The sequence below is a fragment of the Curtobacterium sp. TXMA1 genome (assembly GCF_020162095.1).
Lineage (GTDB): Bacteria > Actinomycetota > Actinomycetes > Actinomycetales > Microbacteriaceae > Curtobacterium.
Map to the genome: position 1 here is coordinate 2975394 of NZ_CP083910.1, position 13782 is coordinate 2989175.

The 13782-nt window shown below is 72.1% G+C and carries 14 protein-coding genes and 1 tRNA gene; 4 read left to right on the forward strand and 11 right to left on the reverse strand.

Annotated elements, in window-relative coordinates; genetic code table 11:
- Positions 1 to 203: 203 nt before the first annotated feature.
- The 3 genes from nadE to LCG91_RS16445 form a co-directional block, all read right to left on the reverse strand.
- Positions 204 to 1031 carry an ammonia-dependent NAD(+) synthetase gene (gene nadE / locus LCG91_RS14045; protein WP_058750655.1) on the reverse strand — a complete coding sequence of 276 codons (828 nt, stop codon included), beginning with the start codon at positions 1029 to 1031 and terminating at the stop codon, positions 204 to 206.
- 76 nt (positions 1032 to 1107) lie between these two features.
- Positions 1108 to 1275 carry a hypothetical protein gene (locus LCG91_RS14050; RefSeq protein WP_161968445.1) on the reverse strand — a complete coding sequence of 56 codons (168 nt, stop codon included), beginning with the start codon at positions 1273 to 1275 and terminating at the stop codon, positions 1108 to 1110.
- Positions 1276 to 1437: 162 nt separating this feature from the next.
- Complete coding sequence (locus LCG91_RS16445; RefSeq protein WP_263480165.1) at positions 1438 to 1566, reverse strand: hypothetical protein; 129 nt, start codon at positions 1564 to 1566, stop codon at positions 1438 to 1440.
- Between the two features lie 387 nt (positions 1567 to 1953).
- Between LCG91_RS16445 and LCG91_RS14055 the strand changes: the two genes are divergently transcribed.
- The gene (locus LCG91_RS14055; RefSeq protein WP_224441774.1) at positions 1954 to 3090 is read left to right on the forward strand and encodes an AI-2E family transporter; all 1137 of its coding nucleotides are present in this window, start codon (positions 1954 to 1956) and stop codon (positions 3088 to 3090) included.
- A 245-nt stretch (positions 3091 to 3335) separates the two neighbouring features.
- Here LCG91_RS14055 and argG read toward each other — a convergent pair whose 3' ends face one another.
- The 6 genes from argG to LCG91_RS14085 form a co-directional block, all read right to left on the reverse strand.
- Positions 3336 to 4778 (reverse strand): argininosuccinate synthase, encoded by a 1443-nt coding sequence (gene argG / locus LCG91_RS14060; RefSeq protein ID WP_058729646.1) that lies wholly within the window; start codon positions 4776 to 4778, stop codon positions 3336 to 3338.
- A 133-nt stretch (positions 4779 to 4911) separates the two neighbouring features.
- Positions 4912 to 4986 (reverse strand) — tRNA-Arg (locus LCG91_RS14065).
- 13 nt (positions 4987 to 4999) lie between these two features.
- The gene (locus tag LCG91_RS14070; RefSeq protein ID WP_224441775.1) at positions 5000 to 6103 is read right to left on the reverse strand and encodes an epoxide hydrolase family protein; all 1104 of its coding nucleotides are present in this window, start codon (positions 6101 to 6103) and stop codon (positions 5000 to 5002) included.
- Positions 6104 to 6361: 258 nt separating this feature from the next.
- Positions 6362 to 6856, reverse strand: a complete 495-nt coding sequence (locus LCG91_RS14075; protein WP_224441776.1) for an HNH endonuclease — start codon at positions 6854 to 6856, stop codon at positions 6362 to 6364.
- Positions 6857 to 7234: 378 nt separating this feature from the next.
- Positions 7235 to 8182 carry a C40 family peptidase gene (locus LCG91_RS16480; protein WP_318010441.1) on the reverse strand — a complete coding sequence of 316 codons (948 nt, stop codon included), beginning with the start codon at positions 8180 to 8182 and terminating at the stop codon, positions 7235 to 7237.
- Positions 8183 to 8473: 291 nt separating this feature from the next.
- Positions 8474 to 9169 carry a metal-dependent transcriptional regulator gene (locus LCG91_RS14085; RefSeq protein ID WP_137768274.1) on the reverse strand — a complete coding sequence of 232 codons (696 nt, stop codon included), beginning with the start codon at positions 9167 to 9169 and terminating at the stop codon, positions 8474 to 8476.
- A 165-nt stretch (positions 9170 to 9334) separates the two neighbouring features.
- Between LCG91_RS14085 and serC the strand changes: the two genes are divergently transcribed.
- Positions 9335 to 10453: a phosphoserine transaminase gene (serC, locus tag LCG91_RS14090; RefSeq protein ID WP_224441777.1), complete on the forward strand. Its 1119-nt coding sequence runs from the start codon at positions 9335 to 9337 to the stop codon at positions 10451 to 10453.
- A gap of 105 nt (positions 10454 to 10558) precedes the next feature.
- On the opposite strand, the gene LCG91_RS14095 is transcribed toward serC, so the two are convergent.
- On the reverse strand, positions 10559 to 11254 hold the full coding sequence (locus tag LCG91_RS14095) for a DUF3027 domain-containing protein (protein ID WP_224441778.1): 696 nt from the start codon (positions 11252 to 11254) through the stop codon (positions 10559 to 10561).
- The gene (locus LCG91_RS14100; protein WP_058729979.1) at positions 11254 to 11631 is read right to left on the reverse strand and encodes a cold-shock protein; all 378 of its coding nucleotides are present in this window, start codon (positions 11629 to 11631) and stop codon (positions 11254 to 11256) included. The genes LCG91_RS14095 and LCG91_RS14100 overlap by 1 nt, the downstream gene beginning before the upstream one ends.
- Before the next feature lie 53 nt (positions 11632 to 11684).
- Between LCG91_RS14100 and LCG91_RS14105 the strand changes: the two genes are divergently transcribed.
- Positions 11685 to 11984 carry a hypothetical protein gene (locus tag LCG91_RS14105; protein ID WP_058729980.1) on the forward strand — a complete coding sequence of 100 codons (300 nt, stop codon included), beginning with the start codon at positions 11685 to 11687 and terminating at the stop codon, positions 11982 to 11984.
- Between the two features lie 19 nt (positions 11985 to 12003).
- Complete coding sequence (locus LCG91_RS14110; RefSeq protein ID WP_224441779.1) at positions 12004 to 13767, forward strand: helicase-associated domain-containing protein; 1764 nt, start codon at positions 12004 to 12006, stop codon at positions 13765 to 13767.
- The last annotated feature ends 15 nt before the right edge of the window (positions 13768 to 13782 follow it).

Genomic DNA, 13782 nt, shown 5'->3' on the forward strand with positions numbered 1-13782 from the left:
CCCGTCACGGTCGGTCGCGACCGGGATTCCGCATCTGTTGTTCCGTTGCCCCCATCCTAGGAGCGGCGGCGTCGGGGAGGCAGCCCCTCGACCGGGGCTGTGGAGAACGGAGCGACCACACGCTCCGGCCGCAGACGAGACGGGAGGCGCGGTGCAGGTCGGACCTGCACCGCGCCTCCCGGCCGGATCGAGTGCGGGCGCGCCTACGCGCCCTGCTGCCACCAGCTGTCGAAGGGAGTGGCGGGCACGCGGCGCTTGTGCTCGGTCGCGCGGTAGCGCGTCTCGATCGCCTCGGCGACCTCGTCCGGCACGTCGTGCCCCTGCAGGTAGGCGTCGATCTCGGCGTAGGTCAGTCCGAGGTTCGCCTCGTCGGTCTGTCCGGGCAGGTCGTCGAGCAGGTCGGCGGTCGGGGCCTTCTCGTACAGCCGCGCCGGCGCCCCGAGGTGCTCGAGGAGCTGGCGACCCTGGGTCTTGGTGAGCCCGGTCAGGGGGGTGAGGTCCACACCACCGTCGCCGTACTTCGTGAAGAAGCCCGTCACGGCCTCGGCCGCGTGGTCGGTGCCGACCACGAGCAGGCCGCGCTGACCCGCGACGGCGTACTGCGCCACCATCCGGGTGCGGGCCTTGACGTTGCCCTTGACGAAGTCGCTCAGCGGCACGCCCGCCTCGGTCGTGTCCTGGACGACGCCGTCGACACCGTGCTCGATGTTGACGACGATCCCCGGGTCGGCCGCGATGAACCGCAGCGCGAGCTGCGCGTCCTCCTCGTCGGCCTGCACCCGGTACGGCATGCGGACGGTGACGAACTCGGTCTCGCGACCCTCGGCACGGAGGGACTCGACGGCGAGCTGGGTGAGTCGACCCGCGAGCGTCGAGTCCTGGCCACCGCTGACGGCGAGGACGTAGCCCTTCGCGCCGGTGGTGGTCAGGTAGTCGCGGAGGAACCCGACGCGTCGGGCGACCTCCTGCTCGGGGTCGATGGTCGGCTGGACGTCGAGGTCCGCGGCGATGGTGGCTTGGAGTTCACGCACGGGTTCAGTATCCCGCTGCTCGCGCGCACCCGTCCGGATTCACCGGGAGCACCCGGCTCGCGTTCACCCGCTCGACTCAGGCGACCGTGGGGGCTGCGGGGTGCCGGATGGTGTTGTCGTGGTCGGTGCCGATCGCGCACGTGCAGACCACGCGCAGTGTCTCGTCGGTCCGAGTGAGCCGGAAGCGCTCGATGTGCGGCGGGCCGATGTGGCGGTCGAACGGATGGGTGTCGTGGTCGTGCACGTCGGGTCCTCCTGATCCAGGGTCCCGCTGGTGAGACGGGACGGGGCGCGTGGCCCTTGCCGAGGATCATGCACGCACGGCGACGGGGGCGCGAGCCCCCGTCCGGGGGACCGCCCGGACGGGGGCTCGCGCCGGGCCGGGGATCCGCCTCGGGACGCCGCGTCAGAGCTGGTCGCCGAGGAAGTCCGCGTACGAGGGCTCGTCGTGCTCCGGGCCCGCTGGCACGGCGGCATCCGAGGTGCCACCGACACGGTCTGCGATCAGCTCGGCGACCTCCTCCGGTGAACGCATGCCGTGACGGTGCCAGTCCTCGGTCGGGCGGGGCGTCACGAGAGCACCTGCAGGGTCGTGGCGGCGAAGACGGAGGCGGCGGTGCGGGTGTGACCCGCCGAGAAGTCGCGGTGCGCGGGGCACGGGTACGTGGCGGTCATGAGGACCAGCCCTTCATCGAGGTGTTGCTCACCCCGGATCCGACCGGGCCGTCCCGCTGTGCCAGACCTCGCGGACCGCGAGGGCATCGTGACGACGGAACCCTGTGAGTGAACCCGGTGCCTCAAGGGTAGGAGCGAGATCGGAGCGCGTCCAGGTCGATGCGCTTAGCGGCGTCCCCGGACGGCACCGGCCGCGGACCGGCCGCATCGGTAGCGTGAAGACTCCGCACGACCCACGAGGAGCCCCATGCCCCTGTTCGGCAACCCGCACACCGACCCCGACCGGCAACCCGGTCCGCTCACCCGCAAGTGGACCGACGGGTTCGGGAGCCTCGCCACCCGGTGCCTGCAGGTGATCATCGTGCTCGTGATCGCGATCGGCATCGTGTACGCCGCCGCGACCCTGAGCGTCGTGACGATCCCCGTGCTCCTCGCCCTGATCATCGCCTCCGCCATGCACCCGGTCGTGTCCTGGCTCCGCCGGCACAAGGTGCCCTCGGTGCTCGCGACCCTCGCGGTGCTGCTCGGTGTCCTCGTGGTCCTCGGCCTGGTCGGGTGGCTCATCGTCGTCGCCGTGATCGCCCAGTGGCCCGACCTGCAGAAGTCCGCGATCAGCGGGTTCCAGCAGCTGCAGGACGCCGTCGACCACCTGCCGTTCTCGATCTCCGACCAGCAGGTCGACCAGGTCGTCGACGGGGTGCAGGGCTTCCTGACCAGCTCGCAGTTCGGCTCCGGCGCCCTGGCCGGCGCATCGGCCACGGCGAACTTCCTGACCGGGCTCGTCCTGATGATCGTGGTGCTGTTCTTCTTCCTCAAGGACGGGCCGGCGATCTGGGAGTTCCTCCTCCGACCCTTCACGGGCGCCCGCTACGACCGCGCCCGTCGCGTCGGCGACCGGGTCGTGCAGACCCTCGGCGGGTACGTGCGCGGGACGGCGAGCGTCGCGGCGGTGGACGCGATCGGCATCGGCGTCGGCCTGGCGATCGTCGGTGTCCCGCTCGCACTCCCCCTCGCCGTCGTCGTGTTCATCACCGCGTTCATCCCCATCGTCGGTGCCACCGCTGCGGGCATCCTCGCTGCGCTCGTCGCCCTCGTCGCGAACGGGCCCGTCGCCGCGCTCATCGTCGTCGGCATCGTGGTGCTCGTGAACCAGCTCGAGGGCAACCTGCTCCAGCCGGTGCTGATGGGCAAGACGCTGAAGCTGCACGGGCTGGTCATCCTGATCGGTCTGACTGCGGGCACGGTGCTCGCGGGCATCACCGGCGCGATCATCTCGGTGCCGCTCCTGGCAGCCGCGTGGGGTGCCGTGCAGGTCTGGGGCGGCCCGGACCAGCCTGCGGAGCCGTGGCGGCAGAAGCGTCCGGAGACCGCCGAGCGGCGGTAGACGCCCCCACGAGGCGGCGGGTCGGTCGACACGCCTTCCGCGACGTCACACGTGTCGCTCGACACGCGCGATGTCGCATCGTGCGGACGCATCCGATGCGCGCGCACAGGACGACGTCGCACCGGTCGATCGACGCGCGCGACGTCGGATAGCGCGCCCGACACGGACGTCCGGTGCCCGCGGGTACGACGAACGGGAGCCCCTGCGCGTGGCAGGGGCTCCCGTTCGTGTCGGCGCGGTGCGGGTCAGTCGGTGCCGGAGTCGAACGCGGCGCCCTCCGACGCGGCGTCCGTCGCACGACCGAGCGCGTCGTCTGCCGCGGAGGCGACGACCGCCCCGCCGAGGATCTCCTCGGCCTCCCCGGACTGCAGCTGCCCGACGAGCTCGCCCGTCGCGCCGCCGATGAGTCCGGCGGCCGCGTACTGCTCGAGCCGCGAGCGCGAGTCGGCGATGTCGAGGTTCCGCATCGTGAGCTGCCCGATGCGGTCGTCCGGGCCGAACGCGGCGTCGCCGACGCGCTCCATCGACAGCTTGTCCGGGTGGTAGGACAGTGCCGGACCCGTGGTGTCGAGGATCGTGTAGTCGTCGCCACGACGCAGGCGCAGCGTGACCTCGCCCGTGACCGCCGAGGCGACCCAGCGCTGCAGCGACTCGCGGAGCATGAGGGACTGCGGGTCGAGCCAGCGGCCCTCGTACATCAGGCGACCGAGACGGCGACCCTCGTTGTGGTACGCCGCGACCGTGTCCTCGTTGTGGATCGCGTTGAGCAGGCGCTCGTAGGCGATGTGGAGCAGCGCCATGCCCGGCGCCTCGTAGATGCCGCGGCTCTTCGCCTCGATGATGCGGTTCTCGATCTGGTCCGACGCGCCGAGGCCGTGACGGCCGCCGATGGCGTTCGCCTCGTACACGAGCGCGACGGCGTCGGCGTACTCGACGCCGTTGATCGCGACGGGACGGCCGGCCTCGAAACGGACGGAGACCTCTTCGGTGGCGACCTCGACGTCGTCACGCCAGGCGGCGACGCCCATGATCGGCTCGACGATGTCCAGGCCGCTCGAGAGCTCCTCGAGGCTCTTCGCCTCGTGCGTGGCACCCCAGATGTTCGCGTCGGTCGAGTACGCCTTCTCGGTGGAGTCGCGGTACGGGAAGCCCCGAGCGACGAGCCACTCGCTCATCTCCTTGCGGCCGCCGAGCTCCTCGACGAACTCGGTGTCGAGCCAGGGCTTGTAGACGCGCAGGCGCGGGTTCGCCATCAGGCCGTAGCGGTAGAACCGCTCGATGTCGTTGCCCTTGTAGGTGGAGCCGTCGCCCCAGATGTCGACACCGTCCTCCTTCATGGCGCGGACGAGCATGGTGCCCGTGACCGCACGGCCGAGGGGGGTCGTGTTGAAGTAGGTCTTGCCGCCGGAGCGGATGTGGAAGGCGCCGGTCTGCAGGGCGACGAGGCCCTCCTCCACCAGGGCGCTCTTCGCGTCGACGATGCGCGCGATCTCCGCGCCGTACTCCTTCGCACGGCCCGGGACGGCGTCGATGTCCGGCTCGTCGTACTGGCCGATGTCAGCCGTGTACGTGCAGGGCACCGCTCCCTTCTCGCGCATCCAGGCGACCGCGCAGGAGGTGTCGAGACCTCCGGAGAACGCGATGCCGACTCGTTCGCCGACGGGGAGACTGCTCAGGACCTTGGACACGGGGTCAATCGTACGGGGCGCACGGACCCCGCTACCGTCCAGGGCGACGGTTGTGGAGAACCTGGTGACAGATCGCGGGTGAGGAGTGCCCCTGGATCAGCACTGCAGGGACTCGAACCCCCATCACGACTACTGGTGCCCCTGGAGGGACTCGAACCCCCAACCGTTTCCTTAGGACGGAACTGCTCTTCCGTTGAGCTACAGAGGCTGGCCCGTCCACTCTAGCGGCGGTAGGGCTCCAGGAACGCGCAGACCTCGTCCACGAACAGCTGCGGCTGCTCGAACGGCGCGAAGTGCCCGCCCCGGTCGAGCTCGTGGTGGTACACGAGGTTCGTCGTGCGCTCGAGCCACTCCCGCGGCGCCCGCACGATGTCACCCGGGAACACCGAGAAGCCCGACGGCACCTCCACCCGCCGGCTCAACTGCTCGGCGGGGATCGCAGCGTTCGCGTGGTACATCCGCATCGAGGACCCGATCGTCGCCGTGGCCCAGTACTCGGTCAGCAGCGCGAGGACCTCGTCCCGCGTGTACACCGACCAGAGGTCCCCGCCGCAGTCGCTCCACGTCCGGAGCTTCTCGACGATCCACGCGGCGAGCCCCGCAGGCGAGTCGGTCAGCCCGACTGCGGCCGTCTGCGGCTTGGTGCGGTGCATCATCGCGTAGGCGCCCTCGGCGGTCCGCCACCGGTCGGTCTCCTGCACGAAGGCCCGTTCGGCCGACGACAGGGACGTGGTGTCGATCCCGGGCCAGGCCAGCCCGCCGTCGATCCGGTGCACGGCGACGACCCGGTCGGGGTGGTCGAGCGCGAGGTACCGGACGACGTGCGTGCCGATGTCCCCACCGGACGCCGCGAACCGCTCGTACCCGAGGTCCGTCATCAGCGTCGCCCACATGCCGGCGACGTCGCGGGCGTCGAGCACCCGCGGCGGCGCTGCCGAGAACCCGTACCCGGGCATGTCCGGCACGACGACGTCGAACCCGGCCTCGACGAGCATCGGCAGGACCTTTCGGTACCGCCACCCGGAGTCCGGCCAGCCGTGGGCGAGCAGCAGCGGGAGCGCATCCGGCCGACCTGCCCGAGCGCGCAGGACGTGCACCCGGATGCCGTCGACGACGTGCCATTCGGAGGGCAGCGCGGCGAGCTGCTCCCGGTGGGCACCGAAGTCGAACCCGTCCGCCCAGTACTCGACGAGCGGCCGGAGCTCGTCGACGTCGACGCCGAGCGACCACCCGGTGCCGGCCGGCACGTCCGGCCATCGCGTGCTCCGCAGCCGAGCCCGGAGGTCGTCGATCACGGCATCGTCGATCACGGGCGCCTCAGTCATGGCACACACGCTACGCCGGCCCGTTCCTTCCCAGGACACGCGAGATGGAAAGCGGAATCGGGCGTACCGGGTCGTTCTCGACCACCAGGTACGCCCGATCCCACCAGGTACGCCCGATCCCGCCAGGTACGCCCGATCCCGCCATGGATGCCCGATCCGACCACGCAACCGCGCGCGCCCGATGCGACCAGGGGACGGACGGGAGGCGCGGGGCGGCCCCGCCACGCGCCTCCCGTCCGTCACCGGCGACAGCCGCCGCTACGCGGCCACCAGGTACTCGTCCCAGTCCGACTGCGGACGCTCGATCCCGCGGACCACCCAGGACGCGCCGTGCGGCGCCTTCGGCCGGAACCGCAGCCGCCACCCCATCTCCTGCGGGGTGCGGTCGCCCTTCGTGTTGTTGCACGCCAGGCAGCAGGCGACGAGGTTCTCCCACGAGTCCTGGCCGCCGCGCGACCGCGGCTGCACGTGGTCGATCGTGGTGGCGTGCCGGTCGCAGTACGCGCAGCGGTTGGCGTCACGCCGCAGGACCCCGCGACGCGAGACGGGCACGAGTCTCGCGTGCGGGATGCGCACGTAGCGGGTGAGGATGATGACGGACGGACGATCGAAGCTCGCGGTCGACCCGGTGACCGGGTGGTCGACGTCGGCGGCGATGACGGCGGCCTTCTGGTTCATGACCAGCACGAGGGCCCGTCGGTCCGAGATCACCGCGAGGGGCTCGTAACCGGCGTTGAGGACGAGAGTGCGCATGGGTTCCCTTCCGACGGTGCCTGGACGGCTTCCAGGCGCTGCGGGTGCGTCGGGTCGATCGACGTCGACAGGGGACCGCGACCTGCGACCACGCCCTGAACCACGAAGAGCACCACCCGGATGGGCAGTGCTCTCGTCATGCAGGTGCGTGATGGTGCACGCAGGGGGCGGTCGACCGTATGTCCACGAGCGCGCGCCGACCCGTGGTGCGGGTCGTGCGGAACGCTGACATGAGGTCTCCCGTGTTCGGGCCGGATCGGACCGGTGCAACCCCAGGCTACGTCGGAAACCGGCCCGGCACGAGGGTGTGCGGGCCGGTTTCCGGGACTGTTCACGGGAACGACACACTCGTCGTCGTCGCTGCGCGGGCTCCTGGGATCAGATCCCGAAGCGCACGATGTGGTAGTTGCTCGTCCAGATCGGGCGGATCGAGACGGAACCGCCGGGCTTCGGCGCGTCCATGATCATGCCGTTGCCCATGTAGAAGCCGTCGTGCGACCCGTCGTTGAAGATGACGACGTCGCCAGGCTGCGCCTGGGACTCGGGGATCGTGGTGCCCGCGGCGTCCTGCAGCGGGACCGAGTGCGCCAGGCTGATGCCGTACTGCGCGTACACGTACATGATGTAGCCCGAGCAGTCGAAGCCGGAGGGGTCGGCGCCGCCGAAGACGTACGGGGTACCGATGTACTGCTTCGCGGTGGCCACGACGGCCGGCAGCGAGAACGGAGTGTTCGCGGCGGCCGCGGTCGTCGCGATCTCGTTCGCGGACGGGCCGCTGTACGACGAGTACTGCTTCGCGGTCTGCGCACGCGCCGCCTGGGTCGCCGCTGCCTGCGCCTGCGCGGCAGCAGCCTGCTCGGCGGCGGCCTTCTGCGCGGCCTCGGCGTCGAGCGTGGACTGCGAGGTGGCGCCGAAGCCGTCACGCGAGGTCCCGGCGAGGGCGACCGCGTCGGAGACCGAGAACTGCTGCGCCTGGGTCGCACGCACCTGGCGCTGCGCGTCGGCGGCGGAGGTACCGCCCTGCTGCGTGGCGGCGACGGCCGGGGCGACCGCGACCGTGCCGAACATGCCGACGGCGACCGTCAGCACGACGGGGGCCAGGAAGCGGCGCTTGCGGGCCGAGCTGCTCGCCTTGGCGGCCTCGGCGGCGCGGGCGGCCTGGGTGGCTCGGCGGCCGCCGGGGAGCGGGGCGTCGCGGACGGGGGTGATGCGACGGGCGGGGGCCCCGATCTGGCGCGCGGCCCGCCGGGTGAGCGGGGCGTCGTTCGCGGTGTTCGTCGGGTTCGCGGGCGTCTGGCCGTCCGCGGCGGTACCGGTCTGCGTCAAGGGTGGTGTCTCCGGCGTCTCGTCACCGTCTCCGCCTGGGTCAGGGCGGAGGGGCGGACCCCATCCGTTCGTCATCGTTTCCGATCGAGGCAGGAGACGGGTTCGAGACGTCCTGCCACGGGTCCAGGGCCTCGTGGGCGGCCCGGGGACTCGACGAGTGTACGTGGGGGTCGTTACCTTGTCGAGATGAAACGACGGTTCGGTAACGGAACGATCACGAACCCCTGATCAGCAGCGGTCAGCACTCGCGACCTTGTGCCGATTCTCAGGCTCGGAGCGCGCCCCGGGCCGTCAGTCGCGCTCGATGTAGACGTGCTGCGCGACCTCGGTCGGGAGCTCGATGCCGGCGTCCTCACCGTCGATCCGCACGGCGACGTAGGCACCGGCCCGCTGGACCCGTGCGACCCTGCCGGGCATGACGCCGGCGGTGCGCAGCTGGTGCAGCAGCTCGGGCTCGAACTGCACGGGCTCCCCCAGCCGGCGGACGACACCGGACGCGACGGCGTCCGTGCCGTCGGTCGCCGCGACGATGTTCTGCACGCCGTCGAGGAACTGCTCCGCCGCAGGGCCGCCGATCTCCGCGAGGCCCGGGATCGGGTTGCCGTAGGGCGACTCCGTCGGATTGCCGAGCATCTCGAGCAGGCGCACCTCGACCTGCTCGCTCATCACGTGCTCCCACCGGCAGGCCTCGTCGTGCACGAACGCCCAGTCGAGGCCGATGACGTCCGCGAGCAGGCGCTCGGCCAACCGGTGCTTGCGCATCACGTGCGTGGCACGCGACCGCCCCTCGCCGGTGAGCTCGAGGTGCCGGTCGCCGGAGACGACGACCAGGCCGTCGCGCTCCATCCGCGCGATGGTCTGCGAGACGGTGGGACCGGAGTGTCCGAGCCGCTCGGAGATGCGCGCGCGCAGCGGCACGATCCCCTCTTCCTCGAGGTCGAGGATCGTCCGCAGGTACATCTCCGTGGTGTCGACGAGATCGGTCACGGTCCGCCTCTCATGTCTGGGCCCAGCCCGATCCACCCTACTTGAGCGGTGCGACGAAACCGCACCGCGGGGCGCGCTCACCGGCCTGCAGGCGCGGCGCGGGTCCGCCCCGTCCGGCCGGTGCAGGGTCGGTGCGGGTGGGATACCGCTGGCTAGGATCGGCACATGGCAGACATCGTCATCCCCGCCGAACTCCTCCCGACCGACGGACGCTTCGGCTGCGGTCCGTCCAAGATCCGCGGCGCGCAGCTCGAGTCGCTCGTGACCCGCGGGGCGACGATCCTCGGCACGTCCCACCGACAGAAGCCCGTCAAGGACCTCGTCGGCAGCGTCCGCCGCGGCCTCGCGGACCTCTTCCAGCTCCCCGACGGCTACGAGGTCGTCCTCGGCAACGGCGGTTCGACCGCGTTCTGGGACGCCGCCGCCTTCGGGCTCGTCGAGCGCCGTGCGGAGAACCTGTCCTTCGGCGAGTTCGGCTCGAAGTTCGCCAAGGCCACGAAGACCCCGTGGCTCGAGGCCCCGCACGTCGTCGAGGCACCCGGCGGCTCGCTCGCCACCCTCGAGCCGGTGGACGGCGTCGACGTGTACGCCTACCCGCACAACGAGACCTCGACAGGTGTCATGGCCCCGGTCGTCCGCGCCACCGGTGACGAGGGCGCGCTCACCGTGGTCGACGCCACGAGCGCCGCGGGCGGTGCCGCGTTCGACGTCTCGGCGACCGACGTCTACTACTTCGCGCCGCAGAAGAACTTCGCCTCGGACGGCGGCCTGTGGCTCGCGCTGTTCTCCCCCGCCGCGATCGAGCGCGTCGAGCGCATCGCCGCGTCGGACCGGTACGTCCCGGAGTTCCTGTCGCTCAAGAACGCCGTGGACAACTCGCGGCTCGACCAGACGCTGAACACCCCGGCGCTCGCGACCCTGCTGCTGCTCGACGACCAGGTCAGCTGGATCAACGAGTCGGGCGGTCTGGCGTGGGCGGACACCCGGACGCGGACCTCGTCGTCGACGATCTACGACTGGGCCGAGGCCTCCGAGTACGCCACCCCGTTCGTCACCGACCCCGCGCACCGGTCGCAGGTCGTCGCGACGATCGACCTCGACGACACGATCGACGCCGGGGCCGTGGCCGCCACGCTCCGTGCGAACGGCATCGTGGACACCGAGCCGTACCGGAAGCTCGGCCGCAACCAGCTCCGCGTCGCGACCTTCACCGCGATCGACCCGGACGACGTTGCGAAGCTCGTGCGGGCGATCGACTTCGTCGTCGGCGAGCTGCGCGGCTGAGACGCACCGCCACGACGGACGGGAGGCGCGGTGCCAGCTGGCACCGCGCCTCCCGTCCGTCTGTGCGACGCGTCATCTGCGCGTCTGCGCCGTCTGCGCGTCTCGTCAGACGCCGTGCCGCTCCGGGTCCGTCTCGGACGGGTCGAGCCGGTCGAGCTCGAGGTCGTCGTCGGGGTCGGTCGGCCGGACGCGGGACGCCCGTCGGCGCGAGCCGCGGGAGCGCGCCGGAGCGGGTGCCGCGGCGACCTCGTCCTCGTCCTCGTCTGCTTCGTCGGCGTCGTCGTCGGTGTCCGCCGCGTCGACGTCCACCCCGTCGAGCTCGTCGTCGTCGGACTCGGCGAGGTCGTCCTCGTCGTCCTCGAACTCGTCGTCGTCGTCCGCCGCGTCGTCGTCGGCCTCGTCGTCGTCCGGGTCCTCGTAGTCCGCTTCCTCGGCGTCGTCGAGGTCGTCGTCGTCCGTGTCGTCGTCGTCCGACTCGTCGTCGTCCTCGTCCGACTCGTCGTCCTCGTCCGTCTGGCCGGCGCGGTACTCCGCCATCCGGTCCGCCCACGGCACCCAGTCCGGGGCGACCAACGAGCCGTCGCCCGGCATCAGCTCGACCTCGAGCACGGTGGGCTCGTCGCCCTCGACCTGCGCGACCGAGACCGTCCAGCGCCAGCCCGGGTAGCCCGGCATCCGGTTCGAGAAGAGGACCGAGACGACGCCGTCGCCCTCGTCCACGGTGCCGACCGGCTGACCGATGGTCGACTCCGGCGTGACCTCGAGCAGCGCCTTCCGCGCGAGCTCGGTGTGGTCGGCCATCAGGCGTCCAGCTGGTCTGCGACGTGGCGCAGGATCGCGGCGATGCGCTCGCCGTTCTTCGGGTAGCGACCGTGGCGCAGGTCACCGCTGATCCGGTCGAGCTCCTTCACGAGGTCCTCGACGATCACCGCCATGTCGTCGGCGGAGCGGCGGGACATCTTCGCGAGCGAGGGCGCGGGCTCGAGCAGCCGCACGGACAGCGCCTGCGAGCCCTTCTTGCCCTGGACGACGCCGTACTCCAGGCGGGTCCCGGCCTTGACCGAGGTGACACCGTCCGGCAGCGAGGACGCGTGCAGGAAGACCGGCTCACCGTCGTCGCCGGTGATGAACCCGAACCCCTTCTGGTCGTCGTAGAACTTGACCTTGCCGGTGGGCATGCTGGACTCCTCGTGGTCTGGAACGGCCGTGGTGCGTCGGATATCCTGGGTCGATGGCCAAGCCGACCCGATCCACCGGGAACACGCGCGAACCCGCGGACACCCCGGTGACGTTCAATCGTACCGAACGCGTCCTCGGGTTCATGATCGGCGGCATCTTCATCGCCGCCTTCCTCTGCATCGCCGCGATGATCGTGATGTGGCTCACCGTCCCGAGCGCGCAGGGCTCCATGCCCTGGCCGGTGATCATGGCGATCCCGCTGGTCGGGCTGCCCATCGGCATGGTGCTCGTCTTCGTGCTGCTCGGCCTCACCTGGACCAAGCGCGCCCGCGAGAACCGGTCGGCACGCTGAGGACCGGGAGCGGCGGACGATGACGACCACCGCCGACCTCGCCGCCCGCCTGCGGGCGATGCCGGACGACGACCTGGAGCGGCTCGTCGTCGCCCGTCGCCTGCCCGCGGCGGTCCTCGCCGAGTCCGGCCCGCAGCACGCGGCCGACTTCTTCGACCTCGCCGAGGCCCTCCGGACCGACGACGCGGTCGACGCAGCACTCGAGCACCTGCCCCGGGCCGCGCTGCTCGCGCTGCGCGACGGGTCGAGCGACGCCGACGCGCTCGCCCCCGCGGTCGCGCTGGGCCTGGCCGACGACTCCGGCGCCGTCGACGACGCGGTCGCCGCACGCCTGGCCGCCCACCCGGAGCTCGCCGACCTCCGTCCTGGAGGCACTCCGCCGGCCCGCCCCGCCGCTCCCGACGAGCAGGCGGCCGACCAGGACCGCGCCCGCGCGACCGGCGCCGAGCGCGCGTTCACGACGATGACGGTGCTCGCCGAGCTGCTGCGGGCGGCCGAGGCCGGCGAAGTGCGTGAACTCGTCAAGGGCGGTATCGGCACGCCGCTCGCCCGGACCCTCGGCGAGCGCGTCGGCGCCGACCCGGACGTCGTGCCCGACCGGCTCGGACTGCTCGAGCGCTGCGGGTTCGCCGACCCCGGCGAGGGCCGGTGGGCCGTGACGTCCGACGGACGCAGCTGGCTCGTGTCCGCCTGGGCGGACCGCTGGGTCGACCTCGCCGGGCGGTGGTGGCGCTCGCTCGACCCCGCCGTGCACGACGTGCTCCGGACGGCCGGCGACGACCTGCACGACCTGGTCGCGGTCGGGCGCTGGGCGTTCCCGGCAGGGGCGCGGTGGCTCGACGCCGTGCTGCTCGACGTCGTCGGCACCGCCGAGGTCCTCGGGCTCGCGGTCGACGGCACGGTCACCACGACGGGTCGCGCGGTCCTCGACGGCGACGTCGCTGCCGCTGCGGGGGACCTGCCGCCGACCGTCGACGGCGTCTACCTGCAGCACGACCTGACGGTGATCGCCCCCGGACCGCTGTCCCCGGCCGACGACGACGCGCTCCGCACCGTCGCCGACCTCGAGGCGCCGGGGCTGGCCGCGCGGTACCGCGTCTCCGAGGACTCCGTGCGCCGTGCCCTCCGAGCGGGGACGACGCGGGACGACCTGCTCGCCCTGCTCGAGCGGCTCTCGGCGACCGACGTGCCGCAGCCGCTGCGCTACCTGGTCGACCAGGTGGCCTCCCGGGACGGCGGGCTCGTGGTCGACGTCGCACCGGACGGCCGCGGAGCGGTCGTGCACGGGACGCCGGACCAGCTCGACCTGGTCGGGGTCGACGCCGAGCTGCGGCAGCTGACCTGGGAGCGCGTCGACCTGACGACCCTGACCGCCCCGCACCCGCCGCACGTGGTCCACGCGGCGCTCGAGGAGCAGCGGTACCCGGCCGTGCTGACGGCTGCGGCCCGCCCGGTGACGCAGGACGCGCCTCCCGGCCGTCGCCGTGGCTCCGGACGCACGCCGGAGCAGGCCGCGCACGCGCTCGTGGAACGACTCCGCCTGACGACGGAGCGCGGTGACGCGGAGCCGGAGCAGGAGTGGCTCGGACGGCAGATCGACCTGGCGGTGCGCGGGAAGACGCCGATCCGGCTGACGGTCCGCATGCCGGACGGGTCGGAACGCCCGATGTCGATCGTGCCGACGTCGGTCGCCGCCGGGCGGGTGCGCGGTCGGGACACCGCCGTCGACGTGGAGCGGACGCTGCCGCTGTCGCTCGTCGTCGCGGTCGAGAGCGAAGCCTGAGCCGCGCGGTCCTGC

Bases quoted from the DNA above. Each gene is read 5' to 3' on its own strand.
- LCG91_RS14070 (WP_224441775.1), bottom strand. From the start codon at position 6,103: ATGACTGAGGCGCCCGTGATCGACGATGCCGTGATCGACGACCTCCGG.
- LCG91_RS14100 (WP_058729979.1), bottom strand. From the start codon at position 11,631: ATGCCCACCGGCAAGGTCAAGTTCTACGACGACCAGAAGGGGTTCGGG.
- LCG91_RS14055 (WP_224441774.1), top strand. From the start codon at position 1,954: ATGCCCCTGTTCGGCAACCCGCACACCGACCCCGACCGGCAACCCGGT.
- LCG91_RS14105 (WP_058729980.1), top strand. From the start codon at position 11,685: ATGGCCAAGCCGACCCGATCCACCGGGAACACGCGCGAACCCGCGGAC.
- LCG91_RS16445 (WP_263480165.1), bottom strand. From the start codon at position 1,566: ATGCGTTCACCGGAGGAGGTCGCCGAGCTGATCGCAGACCGTGTCGGT.
- serC (WP_224441777.1), top strand. From the start codon at position 9,335: ATGGCAGACATCGTCATCCCCGCCGAACTCCTCCCGACCGACGGACGC.
- LCG91_RS14095 (WP_224441778.1), bottom strand. From the start codon at position 11,254: ATGGCCGACCACACCGAGCTCGCGCGGAAGGCGCTGCTCGAGGTCACG.
- LCG91_RS14075 (WP_224441776.1), bottom strand. From the start codon at position 6,856: ATGCGCACTCTCGTCCTCAACGCCGGTTACGAGCCCCTCGCGGTGATC.
- LCG91_RS14110 (WP_224441779.1), top strand. From the start codon at position 12,004: ATGACGACCACCGCCGACCTCGCCGCCCGCCTGCGGGCGATGCCGGAC.